This is a genomic window from Variovorax boronicumulans, assembly GCF_030812215.1.
Lineage (GTDB): Bacteria > Pseudomonadota > Gammaproteobacteria > Burkholderiales > Burkholderiaceae_C > Variovorax > Variovorax boronicumulans_C.
This window is the reverse complement of sequence record NZ_JAUSSG010000013.1, coordinates 136168-159621: the sequence shown is the minus strand read 5'-3', so window position 1 is coordinate 159621 and position 23454 is coordinate 136168. Positions and strand designations below refer to the sequence as shown.

General features: G+C 68.7%; 20 protein-coding genes. 11 read left to right on the top strand and 9 right to left on the bottom strand.

Features of this window, described 5'->3' with window-relative positions; all coding sequences use genetic code 11:
- Position 1: 1 nt before the first annotated feature.
- Positions 2–325: a DUF1840 domain-containing protein gene (locus J2W23_RS28555; protein WP_176661742.1), complete on the top strand. Its 324-nt coding sequence runs from the start codon at positions 2–4 to the stop codon at positions 323–325.
- Positions 326–337: 12 nt separating this feature from the next.
- Here the strand turns inward: J2W23_RS28555 and J2W23_RS28550 are convergent, their stop codons facing one another.
- Both J2W23_RS28550 and J2W23_RS28545 read right to left on the bottom strand, forming a co-directional pair.
- Positions 338–1363 carry a Bug family tripartite tricarboxylate transporter substrate binding protein gene (locus tag J2W23_RS28550; RefSeq protein WP_307651158.1) on the bottom strand — a complete coding sequence of 342 codons (1026 nt, stop codon included), beginning with the start codon at positions 1361–1363 and terminating at the stop codon, positions 338–340.
- 64 nt (positions 1364–1427) lie between these two features.
- Positions 1428–2354 (bottom strand): LysR family transcriptional regulator, encoded by a 927-nt coding sequence (locus tag J2W23_RS28545; RefSeq protein WP_176661744.1) that lies wholly within the window; start codon positions 2352–2354, stop codon positions 1428–1430.
- A gap of 124 nt (positions 2355–2478) precedes the next feature.
- On the opposite strand from J2W23_RS28545, the gene J2W23_RS28540 reads away from it, so the two are divergent.
- Entirely contained in the window at positions 2479–3249 is a 771-nt protein-coding gene (locus J2W23_RS28540; protein WP_307651156.1) for an SDR family oxidoreductase, read from the top strand.
- 39 nt (positions 3250–3288) lie between these two features.
- On the opposite strand, the gene J2W23_RS28535 is transcribed toward J2W23_RS28540, so the two are convergent.
- Both J2W23_RS28535 and J2W23_RS28530 read right to left on the bottom strand, forming a co-directional pair.
- The gene (locus J2W23_RS28535) at positions 3289–4254 is read right to left on the bottom strand and encodes an alpha-ketoacid dehydrogenase subunit beta (protein ID WP_307651155.1); all 966 of its coding nucleotides are present in this window, start codon (positions 4252–4254) and stop codon (positions 3289–3291) included.
- On the bottom strand, positions 4245–5267 hold the full coding sequence (locus tag J2W23_RS28530; protein WP_307651154.1) for a thiamine pyrophosphate-dependent dehydrogenase E1 component subunit alpha: 1023 nt from the start codon (positions 5265–5267) through the stop codon (positions 4245–4247). Before J2W23_RS28530 ends, J2W23_RS28535 begins: the two co-directional genes overlap by 10 nt.
- A 153-nt stretch (positions 5268–5420) precedes the next feature.
- On the opposite strand from J2W23_RS28530, the gene J2W23_RS28525 reads away from it, so the two are divergent.
- The 7 genes from J2W23_RS28525 to J2W23_RS28495 all read left to right on the top strand — a co-directional run bounded on the left by J2W23_RS28525 (position 5421) and on the right by J2W23_RS28495 (position 13461).
- Positions 5421–5882: a hypothetical protein gene (locus J2W23_RS28525; protein ID WP_307651153.1), complete on the top strand. Its 462-nt coding sequence runs from the start codon at positions 5421–5423 to the stop codon at positions 5880–5882.
- A gap of 2 nt (positions 5883–5884) precedes the next feature.
- Complete coding sequence (locus J2W23_RS28520; protein ID WP_307651152.1) at positions 5885–6523, top strand: CHAP domain-containing protein; 639 nt, start codon at positions 5885–5887, stop codon at positions 6521–6523.
- A 113-nt stretch (positions 6524–6636) separates the two neighbouring features.
- Entirely contained in the window at positions 6637–7659 is a 1023-nt protein-coding gene (gene xylF, locus J2W23_RS28515; RefSeq protein WP_042577497.1) for a D-xylose ABC transporter substrate-binding protein, read from the top strand.
- Positions 7660–7772: 113 nt separating this feature from the next.
- Positions 7773–8963 carry a sugar ABC transporter permease gene (locus tag J2W23_RS28510; protein ID WP_176661750.1) on the top strand — a complete coding sequence of 397 codons (1191 nt, stop codon included), beginning with the start codon at positions 7773–7775 and terminating at the stop codon, positions 8961–8963.
- A gap of 1 nt (position 8964) precedes the next feature.
- Positions 8965–9762 carry an ATP-binding cassette domain-containing protein gene (locus J2W23_RS28505; protein WP_176661751.1) on the top strand — a complete coding sequence of 266 codons (798 nt, stop codon included), beginning with the start codon at positions 8965–8967 and terminating at the stop codon, positions 9760–9762.
- A gap of 13 nt (positions 9763–9775) precedes the next feature.
- Positions 9776–10933, top strand: coding sequence for an ROK family transcriptional regulator (locus J2W23_RS28500; protein WP_176661752.1), 1158 nt, complete (start codon positions 9776–9778; stop codon positions 10931–10933).
- A 71-nt stretch (positions 10934–11004) separates the two neighbouring features.
- The gene (locus J2W23_RS28495) at positions 11005–13461 is read left to right on the top strand and encodes a glucose/quinate/shikimate family membrane-bound PQQ-dependent dehydrogenase (RefSeq protein ID WP_307651151.1); all 2457 of its coding nucleotides are present in this window, start codon (positions 11005–11007) and stop codon (positions 13459–13461) included.
- Between the two features lie 9 nt (positions 13462–13470).
- On the opposite strand, the gene J2W23_RS28490 is transcribed toward J2W23_RS28495, so the two are convergent.
- Entirely contained in the window at positions 13471–14733 is a 1263-nt protein-coding gene (locus J2W23_RS28490; RefSeq protein ID WP_307651150.1) for a helix-turn-helix domain-containing protein, read from the bottom strand.
- A gap of 133 nt (positions 14734–14866) precedes the next feature.
- Between J2W23_RS28490 and J2W23_RS28485 the strand changes: the two genes are divergently transcribed.
- Entirely contained in the window at positions 14867–16975 is a 2109-nt protein-coding gene (locus tag J2W23_RS28485; RefSeq protein WP_307651149.1) for a PQQ-dependent dehydrogenase, methanol/ethanol family, read from the top strand.
- A 19-nt stretch (positions 16976–16994) separates the two neighbouring features.
- Here J2W23_RS28485 and J2W23_RS28480 read toward each other — a convergent pair whose 3' ends face one another.
- From J2W23_RS28480 to J2W23_RS28470, 3 genes are all read right to left on the bottom strand, one after another.
- A complete protein-coding gene (locus J2W23_RS28480; protein WP_307651148.1) occupies positions 16995–19430 on the bottom strand; it encodes a hypothetical protein in 2436 nt (811 codons plus the stop codon).
- Positions 19427–20176, bottom strand: a complete 750-nt coding sequence (locus J2W23_RS28475) for a hypothetical protein (RefSeq protein WP_307651147.1) — start codon at positions 20174–20176, stop codon at positions 19427–19429. The genes J2W23_RS28480 and J2W23_RS28475 overlap by 4 nt, the downstream gene beginning before the upstream one ends.
- A 140-nt stretch (positions 20177–20316) precedes the next feature.
- Complete coding sequence (locus J2W23_RS28470) at positions 20317–21291, bottom strand: tripartite tricarboxylate transporter substrate-binding protein (RefSeq protein WP_176661758.1); 975 nt, start codon at positions 21289–21291, stop codon at positions 20317–20319.
- Positions 21292–21672: 381 nt separating this feature from the next.
- Between J2W23_RS28470 and J2W23_RS28465 the strand changes: the two genes are divergently transcribed.
- Positions 21673–22245, top strand: a complete 573-nt coding sequence (locus J2W23_RS28465; protein WP_307651146.1) for a type 1 glutamine amidotransferase domain-containing protein — start codon at positions 21673–21675, stop codon at positions 22243–22245.
- A gap of 21 nt (positions 22246–22266) precedes the next feature.
- Here the strand turns inward: J2W23_RS28465 and J2W23_RS28460 are convergent, their stop codons facing one another.
- On the bottom strand, positions 22267–23439 hold the full coding sequence (locus J2W23_RS28460; protein WP_307651145.1) for a citrate synthase: 1173 nt from the start codon (positions 23437–23439) through the stop codon (positions 22267–22269).
- Between the last annotated feature and the right edge of the window lie 15 nt (positions 23440–23454).

Below are 23454 nucleotides of genomic sequence, written 5' to 3'. Positions count from 1 at the left end.
CATGCTCTATCGTTTCAAGTCCCGGGCCGCTCCTGACTTCGTGATGCTCGAAGTCCATGCGCGCCAGCTGCTCGACATCGTCGGCAAGTCCCCGGCGCCGCAAGGCATCATCACGGTCGAGCAGATTCCCGGCGCCATTGCGGCGCTCGAGGCCGCGCTGGCCCGCGAAGGCAGCAATGCCCACAACAACGACGACTATGCCGTCGAAGGCCACACCAGCGAGGCCGAGAAGCAGCATGTAGGACTGCACCAGCGTGCAGCCCCCCTGCTTCACATGCTCAAGGACTCGCAGGCCGACAACAAGGACGTGACCTGGAGCACCTGAGGCAGGTCGTCGTCAGTCCACCTTTGCGCCGGAGTCCTTGACGACCTTTGCCCACTTCACGTGCTCGTTCGCAATGAGCTTCGTGAAGTCGGCCGGCGAATTGCCGCTCGGGATCGCGCCCTGCGCGAGCATCTTTTCCTTGATGGCCGGCGTGCCGAGCGACTTGGCCACTTCCTGCTGAATCCGGTTCACGATCTCCGGCGAGGTGCCGGCCGGCGCCAGCAGGCCGAACCATGAGCTCGCCTCGAAGCCCTTGAGCGTCGGGCCGCCCGCTTCCTCCACCGTCGGAATGTCGGGCAGCGCCGGCGAGCGCTGCGCGCTGGTCACGGCCAGCGCGGTGAGCTTGCCGGCCTTGATCTGCGCCATTGACGAGGGCAGGTTGTCGAACATCACGTCGGCGTTGCCGCCCACCATGTCCAGCAGCGCCGGGCCCGAGCCCTTGTACGGGATGTGCGCCATGAACGTGCCCGTCATGCTCTTGAAGAGTTCGCCCGCCAGGTGGATCGAGGTGCCGCTGCCGCTCGATGCCATGTTCAGCTTGCCCGGGTTGGCCTTGGCGTACTTGATGAAGTCCTGCACGTTGTGGATGTTCAGCGTCTTGGCTTTCTCGGCGTTCATCTCCATCACGTTCGGCACGGCCGCCACCAGCGTGATCGGCGCGAAATCCTTGATCGGGTCGAAGGGCAGCTTCGGGTACAGCGCGCGGTTGATGCCGTGCGTGCCTACCGTGCCCATCAGCAGCGTGTAGCCGTCGTTCGGCGCGCGCGCCACGATCTCGGCGCCCACGTTGCCGCCCGCGCCCGCGCGGTTGTCCACGATGAACTGCTGGCCGAAGGCCTTGGAGAGCTCCGGCGCGACGGCGCGCGCCAGGATGTCGGTGGTGCCGCCGGCCGCGAACGGCACGACGATGCGCACGGGCTTGGTCGGCCAGGTGCCTTGGGCCCAGGACGCGGCGGGGGCCATCAGGGCGATGGCAGCAGCGGCGGCCGTTGCCGTCAGCGCGGCCCGGCGATTCGTTTTGAAAGATAAGTTGTTCATGCGCGTCTTTGTACAGGCGAACCCTCCCTGCCGCCGCGAGTGAAAACCCCGGGAACCGGCGCTTTCAGGCCACCTGCATCCGCTCGGCGAAGTGCTCGCTGCGAAAGCGCTCCAGCACGAAATCGACGAACGCGCGCGTCTTCGGCGGCAGCAACTTCTTGCTCGGGTAGTAGAGCCACACCACGCCCGCGTCGAAGTGCCATTCGGGCAGCAGCCGCACCAGCTCGCCGCTGCGAAGGCCCCGCTCGACGAAAGCCATCGGCAGCATCGCCGCGCCCAGCCCCAGCAGCGCGGCCTGTGCGATCGCCTCGGGGTCGTTGAAGATCGCGCGCGGCCGCGGCAGTTCCACCGTGGCCTGCTGGCCGTTCGCATGCTGCAGCGTCCAGCTGCGCAGCCGCCCGGTGGGCGAGGAGCGCCGCAGCAGCGCGTCGAGTCTGGCCAGGTCGGCGGGTTGCGCGGGCCATTCGCGTCCCGCCATGTAGGCCGGTGAAGCCACCGCCACCACGTGGATGCGCGACAGCTCACGCGCGACCACGCCGGGCGACAGCTCGATGCCGCCGCCGATGGCCGCATCGAAGCCCTCGCCGACCAGGTCCACCTGCTGGTTGTCGAAGTACCAGTCGGGCTGGATGGCCGGGTAGCGCGCAAGAAAGTCGCCCAGCATCGGAAGCACGTGCTCGCGCCCGAAGGCCTGGCCCATGCTGACCTTCAGCGTGCCGGCCGGTTGGCCGTCGTCCTTCGCCAGGCCCGCCACCGCGTCCTGCAGCGTGGCGAGTGCGCCGCCGATCTGCGCAAGAAAGCGCTCGCCGCCCTCCGTCAGCGTGAGCCGGCGCGTGCTGCGCTGGAACAGCCGCACACCCAGCCGCGCCTCGAGCCGCGCGACGTTCTTGCTGACCGCCGCCGGCGTGAGCCCGAGGCGCCGCGCGGCTGCCGAGAAGCTGCCGCCCTCCGCGCTCTGCACGAAGGATTCGAGGTGATTGAGCGGTTCCATGCGCCCATTTTCAACCTCATCTTCAACTTTTGGTTGAATTTGATTGCCCCGATTGATGGCTACCGGAGAAGGAGTGGAATCCCGACACTGAAGTCATTCCTCCACTGATCCAACGGAAAAAATCATGGCTTCCACTGCTTCCTCCTCCTCTTCTTCTCCCGTCCTGGCCGGCAAGGCGGCCTTCGTCACCGGCGGTTCGCGCGGCATCGGCGCGGCCATCGTGCGCCGCCTGGCGCGCGACGGCGCCGCCGTGGCCTTCACCTACGTGAGCGCCCAGGCCGAAGCCGACAAGCTGGCCGCCGAAATCCAGGCCGCCGGCGGCCGGGCGCTGGCCATCCGCGCCGATGCGGGCGATGCCGCCGCGCTCTCGGCCGCCGTCGCGCAGGGCGCGAGCGCCTTCGACCGGCTGGACATCCTGGTCAACAACGCCGGTGTCTACCTGGGCGGCGAACTCGACACCTTCTCGCTCGCGGATTTCGACCGCACCGTGGACGTCAACGTGCGCGCCGTGTTTGTGGCCGCGCAAGCCGCCGCGCGCCACATGGGCGACGGTGGACGCATCGTCAACATCGGCAGCATCAACGCCGAACGCGTACCTGCCGCGGGCGCCAGTGTCTATGCGATGAGCAAGGCCGCGATCGTCGGCCTCACGCGCGGCCTGGCACGCGACCTGGGCGCGCGGGGCATCACCGTGAACAACGTGCAGCCCGGTCCGGTCGACACCGACATGAACCCCGCCAGCGGACCGCGCGCCAGCTCGATGCACGATGTGATGGCCCTGCCGCGTCACGGCCGCGCCGAAGAAATCGCCGGCATGGTCGCCTACCTCGTGGGCCCGGACGGCGGTTTCGTCACCGGTGCGAGCCTGAGCGTGGACGGCGGGTACACCGCCTGATCCCCGGCTTTGATGCGGTGGGCCGATGAGCCCGCCGCGTCAGTCCAGCAGCTTCTTCGCGCCTGCCACGATGGCCTCCACGCCGACGCGCGACTGCGCCTCCAGCACCGGCGCGTAGCCGACTGGAATGCGCGGCGCCCCGAGACGCGCGATGCGGCAGCCCGTGGCCTCCGCGGCGCTGGCCGCGATCTCGGCGCCGAAGCCTGCGGCCTGCACGGCTTCATGCACGACCAGCAATCGTCCGGTGCGCGCGCAGGATGAAAGCAGCGTCTCTCGGTCCCAGGGCCACAGCGTGCGCAGGTCGATCAGGTCGACCGCAATGCCTTCGGCCGCAAGCGCATCGCACGCCGCGGCACAGGCCTGCATCTGCCGGCTCCAGCTCACGAGCGTGAGCGCGTTGCCCTCGCGCACGCACGCCGCCTTGCCGAGCGGCACGGTGAGGTTTTCGTCGACTTCGCCGCGCAGGCCCCAGAGCGTCTTGTGTTCTATATAGACGACCGGGTCGCCGCACTGCAGCGCCGCGCGCAGCAGGCCGTAGTTGTCCTGCGGTGTCGACGGGTTCACCACCACCACGCCCGGCAGGTGCGCGAACCACGCCTCGAGCGATTGCGAGTGTTGCGCCGCCGATGCATCCCAGATGCCGCCCGGCATGCGCGCCACCAGCGGCACGCGGCCCTGGCCGCCGAACATGAAGCGGTTCTTGGCGGCCTGGTTCACCAGCTCGTCCATGCCGCAGAGCGCGAAATCGACCACGCGCATCTCGACCACGGGGCGCAGCCCCGCGAGCGCCATGCCCACGCCGGCGCCCATGATCGCGGCCTCGCTGATCGGCGTGTCGATCACGCGCTCCGCGCCGAAGGTCTGCTGCAGTCCCTTGTACTGGCCGAAGATGCCGCCGTGGCCCACGTCCTCGCCGAGCACGACCACGCGCGCATCGGCCTCCATCTCGCGCTGCACGGCGAGCACGGCCGCTTCGGCGTAACTCAGTTCCTTCTTCAATGCCATTGGCCTGCTCCGATGGTCTGCACGTCGGTGAAGGCGGAGGTGGCATCGGGCCAGGGCGCCGCGTCGGCGATGGCCAGCGCGGTGTCGACTTCGTCTCGCGCCGCGTTCTCGATGGCGTCGAGCGTGGCCGCACTCACGCCGGCCGAGAGCAGGCGGCCGCGCGTGCGCGCGATCGGATCGGTTTCGAGCGCCGCGGCCAGTTCGGCCGGATCGCGGTACGCCGCGAGATCGACCGACACATGGCCCTTCACGCGGTACGTCAACGCATGCAGCAGGCGCGGCCCGGCGCCGCCGCGCACTTCGTTCACGAGCCGCGCGGCGGCTTCGTGCACGGCGAACACGTCGTTGCCATCGACCTGCGTGGCCGCGATGTCCATCGCCATGGCGCGCGCCGATGCGCCGTCGCCCGCCGTCATCGGCCCGCTCGCGGTGGTGGCGCTCCAGCGGTTGTCCTCGCAGACGAAGAGCACCGGCAGTGCATAAACGCGCGCCCAGTTCAGTGCTTCGAGAAAGGGCCCGCGGTTGATCGCGCCATCGCCGAAGAAACACACCGTGATGTCGTCGCTTTTCTTCAGCAGCTTCTGCGCGTGCGCTGCGCCCACGGCAATCGGCAGCCCCGCCGCCACCACGCCGTTGGCGCCCAGCATGCCGACCGAGAAATCCGCGATGTGCATCGAGCCGCCCTTGCCGCCGTTGAAGCCCGTGGCCTTGCCGAACAACTCGCACATCATGCGGGCGAGGTCCGCGCCCTTGGCCAGCGTGTGGCCGTGGCCGCGGTGCGTGGAGGTGAGGTAGTCGCTCGTGCGCAGGTGCGCGCACACGCCTGCGGGCACGGCCTCCTGCCCGGTCGAGAGGTGCAGCGGGCCGCGCACTTTCGCGGCGGTGCCGGCCTGCTGGCCGTAGGCGCTCACGCCGCCCTGGCTGGCCGCCTCGGCGGCGTTCTCGAACGCGCGGATGCGCACCATCGTGCGGTACAGCGCCTCGCCGGCGCCGGGGGGAATGCTCGGGTCCATCGGTGTCTCCAGTGCTTTTTTTGTGCCCGCGATCATGCCCGAGGACAGGCAACGAGGCATTCGCGGGGGTGACCTTCGGCACTGGCCGTCGCTCCGTGGCGCCCCTATCGTCGGGCGCTAACCTTGGCGCCCATGCATTTCCCGTTTCTCCCCGTGCTGTCCCTCGCTGCGCTGCTGGCCCTGCCCACGACCGGCATCGCGCAATCGCACAAGCCTTTACCCCTGCTGACGCCGCTGCCGGCGGAGCGCGTCGCGCCGCTGCAGGGCGAGCGTTGCACCTGCGCGGTGGTGCCCGCCGGCCGCGCGAGCAGGCCGCTGTCATTCGACACGGTCCTTGCATCGAGCACCGCCGAGGAAGTGCGCCTCGTGCTGGACGGGCGTGAACACGAGCTCTCCAACGTCCGCAGCAAGAAGATCGGCCGAGACTGGGTCAACACCTATCGCGGCGACGGCGCGGTGGTCACCATCCGCTCGCGCGAAGTGCCTTTTGCGCCGACCTGCGCCAATCATCCCGATCCGCCTTCCGAGGGCTCCTGCTACGCCGGCGAACTCCGCGTCTCGATGGACGGCGGCGCGCCGCAGGGCCGGCCGATCGTGCAGGTGTGCGGGTGCTGAGCATGGGGACGATCCGCCTGCGCACCCTGCTTCTCGCCGTGGCCGGCGCCGTGCTGCTGGCCGCCGCTGGTTATCGCGTCGTGACCTACACCAACCTCAACCCCGGCCAGGAGGTGGGCGCCGTGGTCGACGAGTTCAACGGCGTGAAGGTCTACTACAACGGCGGCGTCAACAACTCGGAAGGGCGCAATCTCTCGCGCGACGGCTACAACCTGGGCATCAAGTACCAGTGCGTGGAGTTCGTCAAGCGCTACTACTTCGAGCGCTTCAACCACCGCATGCCGGACGCCTTCGGCAACGCGAAGGACTTCTTCGACGCCAACACGGCGCAGGGCGCACTCAACCCGAAGCGAGGGCTCGTGCAGTACCGCAATGGCGAAGCCGAGAAGCCGCAGGTCGACGACCTCATCGTGTTTCCGCCCACGCTCTTCAATCCGTACGGACACGTCGCCATCGTGGCCGGCGTGAGCGAGCGCGAGGTCGAGATCGTCCAGCAGAACCCCGGCCCGTTCTCCGGCAGCCGGGCGCGCTTTGCCCTGGAGGCCGTTGATGGCCGCTGGAAGATGGGGGGCAACGCGCTGGGCTGGCTGCGGACGGCCGCGGCTCCCGCGGCCCTTTCCTCGACGGTCGTTTCACCCTGATTCGTTGCGTTCGGCTGCTCGGGGAATTCCCCGATGCCAATCTTCGGATCGCGATGGGATAGTTAGTTCGCCTTTCAAACTAACTAATTTCTTACACGGCAGGAGAGACACCGATGCAACTCAAACAAACTTTGGCCGCCATGGCCTTCGGCCTCACCGCCGTGAGCGCGCTGGCCCAGACCGTGGTTGGCGTGAGCTGGTCCAACTTCCAGGAAGAGCGCTGGAAGACCGACGAGGCCGCCATCAAGGCGCAGCTCGAAAAGCTCGGCGCCAAGTACATCAGCGCTGACGCGGGTGGCTCGCCCGAGAAGCAGCTGGGCGACATCGAGGGCCTGATGTCCAAGGGCGCCAAGGCGCTCATCGTGCTGGCGATGGACAAGGACGCGATCCTGCCGGCCATCACCAAGGCCACGCGCCAGAAGGTGCCCGTGGTCGCCTACGACCGCCTGATCGAAGCGCCCGGCGTCTTCTACATCACCTTCGACAACGTCGAGGTCGGTCGCATGGAGGCGCGCGAGGTGCTCAAGGTCAAGCCCAAGGGCAACTACGTGATCATCAAGGGCTCGCCGAGCGACCCCAACGCCGACTTCCTGCGCGCGGGCCAGCAGGAAGTGCTCGAGGCCTCCATCAAGAAGGGCGACATCAAGATCGTCGGCGACGAATACACCGAAGGCTGGAAGCCCGAGGTCGCGCAGAAGAACATGGAGCAGATCCTCACCAAGAACGCCAACAAGGTCGATGCGGTGGTGGCCGCCAACGACGGCACCGCCGGCGGCGCGGTCGCCGCGCTCACGGCCAAGGGCCTGCGCGGCGTGCCGGTGTCGGGCCAGGACGCGGACTTCGCGGCGCTCAACCGCATCGCGCTGGGCACGCAGACCGCCACCATCTTCAAGGACTCGCGCGAGCTCGGCCGCGAAGCCGCCACCGCGGCCATCTCGCTCTCGCAGGGCAAGCCGGTCGAGAAGGCCGCGCAGTGGAACTCGGGACCGAAGAAGGTCGCGCTGTCGTCCCGCCTGCTCACGCCGGTGCCGGTCACGCGCGACAACCTCGACGTCGTGGTCAAGGCCGGCTGGATCAAGAAGGACGAGCTCTGCAAGGGCGTCCCGGCAGCCAGCGCGCCCGCGGCCTGCAAGTAAGCAGGCCCACACCGCCAGCCAGTCGTCAATCCGCGCGATGCAGGCGTCAGGCCGGGCTTTCGAGGCCCGGCCGGGACGCTCTCGCGCATCCGCCTTGAGGGGGTATCCAAAAAATGAGCAATGAAACTCCGGGATGGTGGCGCCGCACGGGCGTCGACCTGCGCCTGATCCTGATGTGCGTGCTGCTGGTCGCCATGGCGGTGGCCTTCAGCGTCATGTCGGGCGGCGTGTTTCTCTCGCCCGAGAATCTCTACAACGTCGCGCAGCAGACCGCCGTGGTGGGCATCGTCTCCACCGTGATGGTGCTGATCATCGTGGCGCGCCACATCGACCTGTCGGTCGGCTCGGTGATGGGGTTCGTGGGGGTGCTCATCGCGTACCTTCAATACACCTCGGGCTGGTCGTGGCCCACGGCCTGCCTTGCGGGGCTCGCGGTGGCGCTGCTCGTCTCCATCTACCAGGGCTGGCTCACGGCGGTGCTCGGCGTGCCTTCGTTCGTGGTCACGCTCGGCGGCCTGATGTCGTTCCGCGGCGCGGCCTTCCTCGTGGCCGACGGCAAGACGCAGCCGGTGAACGATGAATTCTTCCAGCGCCTGGGCGGCGGCTACGACGGCGGCATCGGCACCACGGCAAGCTGGGTGATCGCGGCGCTGGTGGCGCTCGTGCTCTTCGGGCGCATGGTGCAGAAGCGCCGTGCGCGCCAGCGCTACGACATGCCCACCGAGGCGCTGTGGCTCGACGTGCTCATCACGGCCGTGCCGGTGGCGGTGGTCTTCGGCTTCGCGGCGGTCATGAACAACTACCAGATCTCCTCCAAGTCGGAGCCGCAGGGCATTCCGATCCCGGTGCTGATCTGGGCGGTGGTGGCCATCGTGCTGTCGTTCATCGTGCACCGCACGCGCTTCGGGCGCTATGTGTTCGCGATGGGCGGCAACCCCGATGCGGCGGCGCTCGTGGGCATTCCGGTCAAGCGCGTGACGCTGATGCTGTTCGCGCTGCTGGCGGTGCTGGTCACCATCGCGGCCATCGTGTCGATTGCGCGGCTCAACGCGGGCACCAATTCGCTGGGCACCGGCATGGAGCTCTACGTGATCGCGGCGGCCGTCATCGGCGGCACGGCGCTCGCGGGCGGCAGCGGCTCGATCTTCGGCTCGGTGCTGGGCGCGCTCATCATGCAGTCGCTGGACAGCGGCATGCTGCTGCTCGATGTGCCCATCGGCAAGCGCATGGTCATCATCGGCCAGGTGCTGATCGTGGCGGTGGTGTTCGACGTGCTGTACCGCCGCAAGTTTGGAGAAAACTGAGATGACCATCGACACCTCCAAACCGCTTGTCGAGCTGAAGGAAATCCGCAAGTCCTTCGGCGGCGTCAAGGCCGTGGACGGCGTGAGCGTGAATCTCTACCCCGGCGAAGTGGTCGCGCTGCTCGGCCACAACGGCGCGGGCAAGTCCACGCTCATGAAGATGCTTGCGGGCGCCTATCCCATCGACTCGGGCGACACGCTCATCGCGGGCGAGAAGGTCAACATCCGCACCCCCGCCGAGGCGCAGGGCCAGGGCATCGAGACCATCTACCAGACGCTCGCGCTCGCCGACAACCTCGACTCCGTTTCCAACCTCTTTCTCGGCCGCGAGAAGATGACCCGCTGGAACACGCTGGACGACCACTTCATGGAAGTGCAGGCGCGCAAGGTGTTCCACCGCCTCAACAAGAACTTCACCAACATCCGCGTGCCGGTTCGCCGGCTCTCGGGCGGCCAGCGGCAGGTGGTGGCGATTTCGCGCGCGCTGTATTTCAACGCGCGCATCCTCATCATGGACGAGCCCTGCGCCGCGCTCGGCCCCGAAGAAACCGCGATGGTCGGCGGCCTGGTGAAGCAGCTCAAGGCCGATGGCGTGGGCATCTTCCTCATCACGCACGATATGCCCGATGTGTTCTCGTTGAGCGACCGCCTCGCGGTGATGAAGAACGGCAAGCTCGTGGGCACCTACCGCACCGAAGACGTCACTGAAGACGAAGTGCTCGGAATGATCATCGCGGGCAAGCGCCCCGAAGGCAAAGAGCAGGCGCACCATGCGGCAACCGCAGCAGTGACGGCCTGAACCGTCCGGCGACATGAAGACCATCGGCGACCAGCAACTGCTCAAGCGCATGAACCGCAGCGTGTTGCTGCGGTTGCTGCGTGCGCAGCCGGGGCTGTCGCGCGCGCGCCTGGCCACCGAGAGCGGCCTCACGAAATCCACCGTGAGCCTGCTGGTGCGCGAGCTGCTCGACGAAGGCTGGCTCCAGGAGTCCGATGCGGCGGTGAACGACGGGCTCGGCCGACCTTCGACGCCGCTGCAGATCAACGTCGGCGTGCGCGCATTGATGGGCGTGGAAATCGCGGTGGAGACGGTGCGACTCGTGTGCGTCTCGCTGCAGGGCGAGGTGCTGTACTCCAACACCCACGCGCTCACCGACGGCTCGCCCGCCGGCGTGTGCGCGCAGGTCGCGCGCATGGCTTCGGCCGCGCACAAACAGCTCGATGCGCTGGGCCTGCGCCTGTCGAGCATCGGCGTGTGCGTGCCGGGTGCGGTGGACGATTGCACCGGCGTCGTCCGCTTCGCGCCCAACCTCGGCTGGCGCAACGTGAGCCTCTTGCCCGCGCTCGAAAAATCGCTTGCCGCCGCAGGCCTGCCAGGCGTCACGGTGCAACTGCAGAACGATGCCGACGCGGCCGTGCTCGGCGAATACGAATTCGCCGCGGGCGAGGGCGAAGACCCGCTCATCTTCGTGAGCTGCGACGTGGGCGTGGGTGCGGGCGTGGTGCTGAACGACCGCCTCTTCACCGGCGCTCAGGGCATGGCCGGCGAGATCGGCCACACGATCCTCGAACTCGACGGGCCACTCTGCTCGTGCGGCCGGCGCGGCTGTGCCGAAGCATTTTTCGGCTCGCGAACGCTGGAGCGCGAGGGCGTGGACACGCAGCGCGCCGCGGCCTTCTTCGGCGTGCTGCTGCAGAACCTGTGGGTGACCTTCAATCCGCGCGCGATCGTGCTCGGCGGCAAGTCGTGTGCGGCGCACCGCGGCTTCGTGCAGGCCGCGTTCGAGGCCGTGAAGCGCCATGCCGATGGCGCGGGCATGCCCGCACCCGGGCTGCGCATCGCGCGCTATGAGGAGCTCGCGCCCGCGGTCGGCGCTGCGGCGCTGGCGTTGCACGAATACTTAAGGCCGCTGCAACCCGATGCGAGAACGCGTCGTGCGCGCGCCGAGCGCGTTCTAGCCGCCGCCTGAGCCTTCGGCCTACGCGCGTCGCGCGATCGATGCCCTAACGTTCCAGGATTCCGCCTCCAGGAGTCCCAGCCATGACGCGTTCCTCCGCCCAGTTCACCCAACCTGCCGAGGCCTCGTCGCCCTCTGCATTGCTTGTCGTTGTCGCCGTGCTCATCGGCCTTGCGGGTCTTGCGCTCGTGGTCGCGGGCGCATGGCTCATCACGCTCGGCGGCTCGTGGTACTACCTCGTGGCGGGGCTCGGGCTCATCGCATCGGCCTTGCTGCTCAGGCGTGGCGGCGGTATCGGGTTGCTGTTCTATGCGGCGGTGGTGCTGCTCACGCTGGTGTGGGCATTGTGGGAAGTGGGCTTCGACTGGTGGCCTCTGGCCGCGCGGGGCGACGTGTTCTTCGTGGTCGGCCTGTTCCTGCTGTCGCCGTGGGTGGCGCGTGCGCTCGCGCGGCGCGATGCAACGGGCATCGGCCGCACGCGTGCCGTGCTCGGCGTGGTGCTCGCGGCGTTCCTGCTGGCGGCGGTGTTCTCGTGGACGCGCGAGCCGGGGCGCATCGAAGGCATCGCGCCGTTGCCCGATGCATCGAGCAATGCAACCGCCACTGCACTTTCCAGCCCACCACCTCCAAAGGACGACTGGACCGCCTACGGCGGCACCGGCTTCGGCCAGCGCTATTCCGCGCTCGACCAGATCACGCCGGCCAACGTCGGGCAGCTCGAAGAGGCCTGGCACTTCCGCACCGGCGACGTGCGCGGCCAGCCCGGCGATCCGGAAGAGACGACCTTCGAAGTCACGCCGCTCAAGATCGGCGAGCGGCTCTTTCTCTGCACGCCGCATCAGGCGGTGATCGCGCTCAACGCCACCACGGGCGAGCAGATCTGGCGCTACACGCCCGACATCCAGAAATCCCTCGCGCTGCAGCACCTGACCTGCCGCGGCCTCTCCTATTACGCCGGCAGCACGGCGCAGGCAGCCGCACCGTCGCCTTCGCTTTCGCCTTCAGCACCGGCAGGCGAGTGCGACGCCAAGCTCTTCATGCCCACCGCCGACGGCCGCGTGATCGCACTCAGCCCCGAAAGCGGCAAGCCGTGCATGGCCTTCGGCGGCGGCAGCGGCCAGATCGATCTCTGGAAGAACATGCCCAACGTCAAGGCGGGCTCCTACTACTCGACCTCGCCCGTCGTCGTGACGCGCTCGCTCATCGTGGTGGGCGGCACCGTGCTCGACAACGTGTCGACCAAGGAGACCTCGGGCGTGATCCGCGCCTTCGACGTGAACACCGGCGCACTTGTGTGGAACTGGGATTCGGGCAACCCCGATGAGACCGCGCCCATCGCGGCCGACCGCACCTACACCGTCAACTCGCCCAACAGCTGGTCGATCTCCAGCGTGGACGAGGCGCTGGGGCTGGTCTACGTGCCCACGGGCAACCAGCCGCCGGACCAGTGGGGCGGCAAGCGCACCGAGGGCGCGGAGCGGTATTCGTCATCGGTGGTGGCGCTCGATCTCGCGAGCGGCCGCGTGCGCTGGAGCTTCCAGACGGTGCACCACGACCTCTGGGACTACGACGTGCCCGCGCAGCCGAGCCTCATCGACCTGCGCGTGGGCAGCGAGACCATTCCGGCGCTGGTGCAGCCGACCAAGCAGGGCGAGCTCTTCGTGCTCGACCGGCGCAACGGCAAACCCATCGTGCCGGTGAACGAACGGCCCGCGCCGCAGGGCGCGGCCACGGGCGACCGCACCGCGCCGACGCAGCCGGTGTCGGGCCTTTCCTTCGACCCGCCCGCATTGAAGCCGTCCGACATGTGGGGCGGCACGATCTTCGACCAATTGGCCTGCCGCATCGCATTCCACCGGCTGCGCTACGAAGGCCGCTTCACGCCGCCGTCGACGCGGGGTTCGCTGATCTACCCGGGCAACTTCGGCGTCTTCAATTGGGGAAGCATCGCGGTCGATCCGCAGCGGCAGATCGCCTTCACCACGCCGGCGTCTCTGGCCTTCGTGTCGCGGCTGGTGCCGCGCGCGGACGACACCACGCACTATGTGCAGGGCAAGGGCCAGCCGACCGGCAGCCTGCCGGCGCTCAACGAGAACTTCGGCGCGCCGTTCGCGATCAAGCTCAACCCGTTCACCTCGGTGTTCGGCCTGCCATGCCAGGCGCCGCCGTGGGGGCATGTGGCGGGGGCGGATCTGCGCACCGGCAAGGTCGTCTGGATGCACAAGAACGGCACGGTACGGGACAGCTCGCCGTTGCCTCTGCCCTTTGCGATGGGGGTTCCGAATCTCGGCGGGCCGGTGATGACGGCGGGTGGCGTGGCGTTTCTTTCGGGCACGCTCGACCAGTACGTGCGGGGGTACGACGTCGGCAATGGGAAGGAGCTGTGGCGCAGCCGGCTGCCCGCAGGCGGGCAGGCCACGCCGATGACTTACCGCGGCAGCGATGGGCGGCAGTACGTGGTGGTGGCGGCTGGCGGGCATGGGTCGCTGGGAACGCGCACTGGCGATCACGTGATTGCCTATGCCTTGCCCAAGCGCTGAAGGTTGCGCTCAGTCCGCAGCCAGCCCCTCGCTCTCGCGCCAGCCGCGCATGCGTCGATAGAGCGTGCCGCGCGATACGTGCAATTGACGCGCCGCCTGCGACACATTGCCGCCATGCGCCGCGAGCGTTTCCTCGATCAGCTTGCGGCTGTGTTCGCGCAAGGTCTCGGCATGCGGCGCCTGTTCGTCGTCGGTTGCGGCTGTGCAGTCTTCGCCGGCAGTGGTTGCGTTGACCGTGTGCTCGACGGGGGTCGATGCATGCAGGCCGGGCATCGCCACCGCGTGCTTGAAGTCCACCCCGTCCGCGCCCTTCAGATGCGCCTGCACCCACACGCCCAGGCCGCTCGCAAGCCGCAGCGGCTGCGCCGATTCGCGGCGCCCCAGCCGCAGCAGGCTCGCGAGGTCGTGGCCCAGCAGGCATTCGACATCGCGCTCGTCCGCCGCTTCGGGCAAGCGCCCGAGCAAGCGCGCGCCCGCGTTGTTGAGCCACGCGATGGTGCCGTCCGGCGCGATGCCGGCGAGCGCCTCCAGTGGCGTGCCGAGCAGCGTCGGACTCGCCTGGAAGCGAAGGATGAGGTGGTCGCGCGACTGCGCCTGAAGCAACCGGTTCTCGATCGTCGTCGCGTACAGCGACACCATCGACGCCGCATCGAAGCCGAAGCGCCGCGCCTCCACCGTGAGGTCGAGCACGCCGGCGAGGCGGCCTGTCACGTCGCGGATCGGCGCTGCCGCGCACTGCATCTCGCGCAGTACGTCGAAGTAGTGCTCCGCGCCATCGACCGTGCAGGCCTGCCCCGTGGTGGCGACGATGCCTGGCGCGGTGGTGCCCACGATGCGCTCGGAGATGTTCACGCCCACGCGCGCGGTCTTGCGCAGCACCGGCTGGTGTGCGGCGGCGGGTTGGTGCGTGACGTGCACCACCACGCCTTCGCGGTCGGTGAGGATCACGCGGCAGTCGGTGCCGGCGAGCGCGTGCTCCATCTGCCCGAGCTCCTGGCGCGCCACATCGAGCAGCTCGCGGTTGCGCGCGAGCGTGGCGTGCAGGCGGCTCGGCGTGACGGCATCGAAGGGCACGATGCGCTGGCGATCGGCGTGGCTGCGTGTGCAGCGCATCCATGACTGGAGCACCGCTTCGCCGATGAGGCCCGAGGGCCGCACCCCTTCCTCGAAAAACTGCCGCCGCGCGAGCGCCACGCGCTCCGCGGGCGTGTTGGCGAAGAGCTGGCGCGGCGCATCCGCGGTGCCCAGCCTGTCGAACATGTCGTGAGCCATGGTGCTCGATGCCTCCCTGGATTCGGGAACCACAGCGAATGTGTTCCGCAATGGAACAAGGCTCGATTGGGGAAATCCCGAGGATGAACGCCGGCGCCGCGCGAACGATCCTTGCGGCACAAGGAGACCCACGATGAAGAAAACCACCACCGGGCTGCATCTGCTGGCCGGCGCATTGTTGTGCCTGGGCGCATCGATGGCCTCGGCCCAGAGTCCGCAGGACCGCGCCGCCGCCGCGGCAAAGAAGGTCGACGGCAACTTCGTGCGCGCCAACGCGGCGCAGAAAACCCCCGACTGGCCCAGCGTGGGCCTGGACTACGCCGAGTCGCGCTTCAGCAAGCTCGACCAGGTGAACGCGGGCAACGTGAAGCAGCTCGGGCTGGTCTGGTCGTACAACCTCGAATCGACACGCGGCGTGGAAGCCACACCGCTGGTGGTGGACGGCATCATGTACGTCACCGCCTCGTGGAGCGTGGTGCACGCGATCGACACGCGCACCGGCCAGCGGTTGTGGACCTTCGATCCGCAGGTCGATAAGTCCAAAGGCTTCAGGGGCTGCTGCGACGTGGTGAACCGCGGCGTGGCGCTGCACGAAGGCCGCGTCTACGTGGCCGCCTACGACGGCCGGCTCATCGCGCTCGACGCGGCCACCGGCCAGAAGGTGTGGGAGAAGAACACGATCGAAGGCCAGAAGGGCAGCTATACCATCACCGGCGCGCCGCGCGTCTTCAAGGGCAAGGTCATCATCGGCAACGGCGGCGCCGAGTACGGCGTGCGCGGCTACGTGACCGCCTACGACGCGAAGACCGGCGACCAGAAGTGGCGCTGGTTCGTGGTGCCGGGCGATCCGTCCAAGCCCTTCGAAGACGAATCGATGGCGCGCGCCGCCAAGACCTGGGACCCGAGCGGCAAGTACTGGGAAGCCGGCGGCGGCGGCACCGCATGGGACAGCTTCGCCTTCGACCCCGAGCTCAACCTGATGTACGTGGGCACCGGCAACGGCTCGCCGTGGGCGCACAAGGCACGCAGCCCCAAGGGCGGCGACAACCTCTACCTCGGCTCGGTGGTGGCGCTCGACCCCGACACCGGCAAGTACGTGTGGCACTACCAGGAGACGCCCGGCGACAACTGGGACTACACCTCCACGCAGTCGATGATCCTGGCGAACGTCAAGCTCGGCGGCAAGGCGCGCAAGGTGCTGCTGCATGCGCCGAAGAACGGCTTCTTCTTCGTCATCGACCGCACCAACGGCAAGTTCATCTCGGCGAAGAATTTCGTCGAAGTGAACTGGGCCACCGGCTACGACAAGAACGGCCGCCCCATCGAGATCGCCGCCGCGCGGCAGAACGAGAAGCCCGGCGACAGCATCCCCGGCCCCTTCGGCGCGCACAACTGGCACCCGATGTCGTTCAACCCGCAGACGGGGCTGGCCTACCTGCCTGCGCAGCATGTGCCGCTCAACCTGATGGATGACAAGGACTGGAAGTTCGACCAGAACGCCCCGGGCCGTCCGCATGCGGCACTGGGCTGGAACACCGGCATGTTCGCCAACGCCGAGCCGCCCAAGAGCAAGCCTTTCGGACGCCTCGTCGCCTGGGACCCGGTCGCGCAGAAGGAGGCGTGGGGCGTCGACTACGCCTCGCCCTGGAACGGCGGCACGCTCACCACCGCGGGCAACCTCGTGTTCCAGGGCACGGCCGACGGGCGCTTGTTGGCCTACAACGCGAAGACCGGCGAGAAGCTGTGGGAAACGCCCACCGGCACCGGCGTGGTCGCGGCGCCTTCGACCTACATGGTCGATGGCAAGCAGTACGTGTCGGTGGCCGTGGGCTGGGGCGGCGTGTACGGCCTCGCGCAGCGCGCCACCGAAAGGCAGGGGCCGGGCACGGTCTACACCTTCGCGGTCGGCGGCACCGCCAAGATGCCGGACTTCGTGCAATACCGCATGAGCAAGCTGGTGCAGGGCGTGAAGTACGACCCCGCCAAGGTGCAGGCCGGCACGCTGCTCTACGTGAGCAACTGCGTGTTCTGCCACGGCGTGCCGGGCGTGGACCGCGGCGGCAACATCCCGAACCTCGGCTACATGGATGCGGCCTACATCGAGAACCTGGACAAGTTCATCCTGAAAGGCCCGGCCATGTCGCGCGGCATGCCCGACTTCACGGGCAAGCTCTCGGGCGAGGACATCGAGAGCATCAAGGCGTTCATTCAGGGGACGGCGGACGCAGTCCGGCCGAAGTAAGTCGCAGCGCGCTTTTCGGCTAGCGGCCGCCGAACCAGTACGGAGTGCTGGCGGCCCAAGTCGACTTCGGGTAATTCGCGTGCAGGGCCTGCAGGCCCTTGCGCGACCAGTCGCCCACCGCCTTGTCCTGGCAGGTGTAGCGCGCCATCTTCACCGCCACCGAAAGCGCCTGCGGCACCAACGGATCGGCGCGGTCGCGCTGCATCAGCGCCAGGCTTTCCTGCGTGAAGTAGATCGAGTCCTGCGGAATGGTGCGCAGCTTCGCGACCAGCGCCGCCTGCCGGGTGCGTTCCTCCTGCGGCACGAATGCGGGCATCTCGAAGTCGGCCGGGCTCGCGGCCTTGGGCCCCGAGGTCGGTACGCCTAGCGAGGTGCACCACTTGCCGTAGCTGCCGACGGCCGCGTTGGAGTCGTAGTTCGACACGACCCAGGGCGCGAGCGGCGTGGGCCGGACGTACCAGCCGGCGTCGGGCCAGTGCGGCGGCTGCAGCGTCTCGGTGGCGCTGGCCATGCGCTCGAGCAGCAGGCGGTGCCAGGCGGCGGTGTCGGTCGTGGCCAGCGTGAGCGAACGGCGGATGCCGGCGATGGCGTCGGCGCCCTTGGCCGGTGCGTTCTGTGTCGCGGTCTGCGTCGAGGCGATGCGCAGTTCGGCCGCGCGGTGCGCCGTGGCGTAGTCCTCCACCAGCACGGCGCGGGTCCACGCGGTCTCCAGCAGCGTGTCGCGCAGCGCGGGCGAGAGGGCCGGGTCGACTGCCAATCGCAGCCACATCGCGAGCGGTGCGCGCGTATTCAGGAAGCGCACCACGTCGTCGTCGAAGGCGCTGGCCAGAGGGACTGCATTGGGCTTGGCCTCCTGCGCCTCGTGATCGCGGCGCGCGATCACGGGCCGGATCGCGAGGCGGCGCCATTCTTCTTCCGACGAGGCCGTGGGCAGCAGCAACGCCTTCACGAAGGTCTGGCCCGAGGGGCTGCGGGCGATCAGCGGCGAATCGAGCGCGCCAGCGACGAGCTCGCGCGCCTCCTTGAAGCGGCCCTGTGCGAACAGGCGCTGCGCGCGCAACTGGGTGGCGGCGAAGCGCGCGGGATGGTCTTCGGGCACTGCCGCCAGCGCGGCCTTCAGCTCGGCTTCGCGCTTGTCGTCGGCCGTGCCGGCGACCGGCACCAGGCTCGCGGCGGCCATGAGCCAGGTGAGCTCGTGGGTGCGCTGGTAGCGGCTCCAGCTCCGGGTCTCGCGCCATTTTTCACTCGGGTCGCGGTCGCTGCCGCGGCCTTTGAAGCCGCGCACCGTGCTGAGCCATTGAACGAGGTCGGAGGGCTGCGTCGGGCCGATGTACGTGCAGTCGAAGAAGAACCCGCAGGCGCGGAATTCGTGGTTCAGCAGCAGGAGTCTTGCGGCGGCCGCGTCGGGCGTGCCGATGGTCTTCAGGCCATCGGCCAGGCGCTGCACGCGCGTGGCGGGCGTGAGGTAGCGGATGCGCAGCGCCTCGGCCAGCCGATGCACCGAGGGGTGCAGTGCCTTCAGGCGCGGGTTCTTCAGCAGCGGCAGCGCGATGGCGTCGACCGCCTTCGTGAGCTCGGCCTGCTGCTCGAGCGCCTCGGGGCTCTCCTTGTCGGGACTCTCGCGGTCCGGGGGCGCCACATCGTTGCCCGGGTTCTGGCGCGCCAGCACGCGCAGCCGCATGTAGGCCGCGAGGTCGCGCCACGGGCTCGCCTTGTCGGCCGCGATCTCGGTGAACGCGGTGTCGGCGCCGTCCAGGTCGCCGGTGTAGAAGCGCCACGCGGCCTGCTGGTAGGCGTGGTCGGCCTGGAGCCAGGCGGGGGCGCGGGGCGGCAGCTCCGGGAGCGCGGCGGGTTCCTTGTCGCAGGCGTAGAACACCACCTCCTGCGCCTGCAACCAGTGCAGCACGAACGCGCCGGCCGTCTTGTCGCTGTTCGTGCGCGCGAGGCGTTCGGCCAGCGTCTTCGTGGCATTGCGGAAGGCGTCGCCGTAAAGGCAATGGGGGCTCGCCTGCAGGGTGTTGGCGTTCCACTGCGGTGTGCGCCCCGAAGGCGGCGTGGTGGCCTTCGATCCCTCGGGCAGCGGCTGGCCCAGTTTGGCGTAGGCGTCGGCGCGGGCCTGCTGCCAGTCGGTCCAGGCCGTGTCGGTGTCTTCCATGCCGCTGTCCTCGCGCGGCAGCTTCTCCAGCAGGTCGGAGAAGGCCCGCACCGCATCGGGCGAGAACGCCTGGCCGCGGAGGCGCCAATACCAGAGCACCTGGTAGGGCACGAGGTAGTCGGTGTAGTAGCCCGCGGGCCGCTCGACGAATTCGCGCACCGGCTGATCGGGCCGCGTGTTGTCGAAGAACAGGTCCACGGGGTCGCCGCCGCCGCTCGCGTGCGCCGCCGCTGCGCCGAGCGATGCGGCCAGTGCAAGCAGACGAAGGCCGGCGCGCAGGGTGCGCATGGGAGAAGTCATGGATGTGTGTCCCTGGTGTCGATCTTTTCGAAGTCTTCGTTCTTCCATGCGCCCGTGTGGAAGACGTAGCGCCGCTTCACGTTGCCGCCCAGCGCGGGCCAGCTTTCGCCCAGCAGCAGCCCGGCCGCGTCGCGGCAGGCCGGCACGGTGGCCGCGCCCGTGGCCTGCAGCCGCTGGCGGATGCGCGCGGAATCCGCGCCCATGCGGAAATACATCGGCACCACCTCGTCGAGGAGGCCCGCCGGCAGCCAGGGGTCGTCCATGCACCACGAGGCCAGCGCCGTGGCCGAGAGCCGCACGTTCGCGCGCAGCGGCTGCAGCCGCCCGAGCAGCGCGACATACGCCTCGCGCTGGCTGCGGCGCGCCTCGAAGTCCAGCTGCACCCAGCCCGAGCGGCTGTGCGCGGCGGCATGTTCGAGCGCGCGGGCTATGGCTTGCTGCTGCGCGTCGTCGACCGGCGACGGCGCGAGGTTGTCGAGCGTGACGTGCACCACCGGAATCACCGTGATACCGGGCGCGATGCGCAGCGGCCACTGGCGCCACGTCGTGCGGCTCTGCGTGCCGCTCAGGCGCACCGTGGCGTGCAGGTAGGCAATGCCGGTGCCTTCGGGCGGCGCGGAGAAAAGCTGGGGGCGGTCCCACACCCAGAGCAGCGTGCGCGGCGGGCTGGCCTGCGGGCCGGCGATGGCTTCGTGCGCGAACAAGGCCAGCAGGGCCAGCACCAGCGAAGTGCCGCGAAGACGCATGGGAAAGAGGGGGTGGGGGAAACTCCGGCGAGCATAGCGAAAGAATGCAGGCCGGCCGCGCGGTGCCTTTCCGCCGTCGCCATGAAAAAAGCCGCCGGTCCCGAGGGCCGGCGGCTTCTTGTTTGGAGAGATCGAAAAGATCAGTCGGCGTACACGCCAGCCGCCTTGATGATCGGACCCCACTTGGCGATTTCAGCCGAGACGAACTTCTTGTGCTCGGCCGGCTCGGTGCGCTTGTCGGTGGTGATCACCGCGCCCAGCGCTTCTTCGCGCTTGATGAAGCCCGGGTCCTTCATGGCGGCCGTGATGGCTTCGTTCAGCTTCTTGAGCACCGGTGCCGGCGTGCCCTTGGGGGCGTACATGCCGTGCCAGATCGACACTTCGAAGCCCTTCACGCCCGCTTCCTGCAGCGTCGGCAGGTCCTTCAGGGCCGGCGTGGTCAGGCGCTTGGCGGTGGTCACGGCATAGGCCTTGACCTTCTTGGCCTCGATCTGCGAGGTGGTGTTGGTGGTCTGGTCGCACAGCAGGTCGATCTGGCCGCCCAGCAGGTCGGCGATGGCGGGGGCCGTGCCCTTGTAGGGAACCGGCGTCATCTCGACCTTCAGCGCGCTCTGGAACAAGAGGCCGCACAGGTGCGACGCAGCGCCCAGGCCGGCGTTGCCCAGGTTGATCTTGCCCTTGTTGGCTTCGATCCAGGTCGTCAGTTCCTTGTAGTTGTTGGCCGGCAGGCCGGGCTTGCCGATCAGCGTCATCGGCACTTCGTTGACCATGCCCAGGTATTCGAAGTCGGTCTCCACGTTGAACGGCAGCTTGCGGTAGAGCGCCGGCATCGTGGACATGCCGATGTGGTTCAGCAGCAGCGTGTAGCCGTCGGGGTTGGCGCGCGCCACCTTGGCGGTGCCGATGGAGCTGCCGGCACCGGCGGTGTTGTCCACCACGATGGTGGTGCCGAGCGTCTTCTGCATGGCTTCGGCCAGGTCGCGCGCAACGCGGTCGGTCGGACCGCCGGCTGCGAAAGGCACCACCAGCGTGACGGTCTTGCCTGCGGGGAAATCCTGGGCGTGAGCGCCGACGGCGGCGGCGGCGATCGCGGTAAGGGCAAGCAATTTCTTCATGAAGTCTCCGGGCGGTTGAGTTTGAAAATCGGCCGCGATCTTATAGGCTGACCACCGCCTGACCTATACCGAATAGCCCTTAGGTCCGTGACGAAATCCGCCCCTTCGCGGTCGGCGTGGCCGTGCCCCTCTTTGGGGCTGCGGGCGTCCGGCTCCCGGGGCGCCGCGCGTATCCATGTGCTGCCGGCTTCATCGCCTGGATCGAAGCGGCACGCCAGAGACGCAAGTACGAGCGCGCGGTAAAACGTCGTAAGAGAAGTTTGCCGCCCGTCGAACTGTCCGACAGGCGGACCCGACGCACGCCGATGCGTGGGCCGTGCGGGCGCCCTAGGGTGAAAACTGAAACCCACCCGCCCATTCACTCACAAGGAGCACATCCCTATGCCCACCATCACCACCTCGTCCCTCGACGGAATGAAGGTCGCCATCCTCGTTGCGGACGGCTTCGAGCAGGTCGAAATGACCGAACCGCGCCAGGCGCTCGACCGTGCCGGCGCACACACGCAGATCGTCTCCCCCGTGGACGGCAGCGTGCGCGGCTGGAATCACCACGAGGCGGCCGACACCTTCGAAGTCGACGTGCCGCTCGAGCGCGCAAAGGCCGAAGACTTCGATGCGCTGCTGCTGCCGGGCGGCGTGGTCAATCCGGACACCTTGCGCATCGACGAGCAGGCCGTGGCTTTCGTGCGCGCCTTCGTCGATGCGGGCAAGCCCATCGCCGCGATCTGCCACGGCCCCTGGACGCTGATCGATGCCGGCGGCGTGAAGGGCAGAAAGATGACGTCGTGGCCGTCGCTGCGCACGGACCTGCGCAATGCGGGCGCGAAGTGGAGCGACGCCGAGGTGGTGGTCGACCGCGACCTCGTCACGAGCCGCAAGCCCGACGACCTGCCGGCCTTCAATCGCGAGATGACGAAGGTGTTCGAGCTGGCGTACGAGGCTGCCCTGCACTAGGGCCTGCACTAGGGCTTGCGCTCAGCGCGCGATGCCGGGCCCCGTGTAGCGGGCGCGCGGCCGGATCAGCTGTCCTGTGGCCTGCTGCTCGAGCACATGCGCCGTCCAGCCGACCGTGCGCGCCAGCGCGAACAGCATCAGCGGTGCATCGGCTGGCAGCTTGTGCACCGTCGCCATGGCCGCCAGCGCAAAGTCGATGTTTACCGCCTCGCCCAGCAGCTTTTCCCCGGTGGCGCGCAGCTCGGCGAAAGCCGGCGGAAGTTCCATGACATCGAGCAGCGCGGTGCAGCGCGCATCGCCCGCCGGATAGAGCGGATGCCCGAAGGCCGCGAGCGGCCGGTCGTGCGCCAGCCATTCGCGCACGGCGGCTTCGCTGCCGAGGGTGGAGACGCTGCGCATCAGGGCCTGGACTGCAGCCGCCGCACCGCCGTGCAAAGGACCTGTCAACGTAGACAGGCCCGTGAGCAGGCAGGCCGCGAGCGATGCGCCCGTGGAGGCCGTCACACGCGCGGCGAAGGTCGATGCGTTGAGTTCGTGGTCGGCCATCAGCACCAGGGCGCGGCGCAGCACGTCGGCTGCGCGCGGTCGGCGCCATGCGGCGGCAAGCCGCATGTGCAGGTGCGCTCCTTGGCCTTGGGAGGCCGACGGACCGAGCAGCGCATCGGCGAGCGTGCCGATCACATCGGCCGCCTCGGCCTGCAGCGCGCTGCGCGAACGGCCGCGCGAAGGCGGGTCGGTGGCAGCGCGCGCGGCGAGTGCGAGCAGGCCGGCCTGCAACGGCGTCGCGGCCTTGTTGGCAGGCGCCGGCCCGGAACTCGCAGCCGCGAAGCGCGGCGCTGCGCTTTCCCACAACAGTCCCGCGACGTCTTCGAGCGTGGCGCGTTGGGCCAGGTCGCAGGCGTCTTGCCCGCGATACCAGAGGCGTCCCTCGGCCACGGTCGACACCGCGGAAGGAAGCACCGGCTCGCCCCACTGGATGGCCTCGCTCGCGACCGTCTCGCTGCTGCGGCGGCCGCGCGTGCGCGCCGCGACACGCTGCACGTCGTCGCGGTGATAGAGGCTGCGGCGCGGGTCTGCCGCATCGGGCTTGGCGCGCACGCGCCCTCGGCTCACGCTCGCGTAGAGCGTTTGCGGGCGCACCTGCATCAGTTCGAGCGCTTCGGCGGCGGGGAGCCAGAGGGGAGCCTTGGTCATGTTGATGGAATAGAT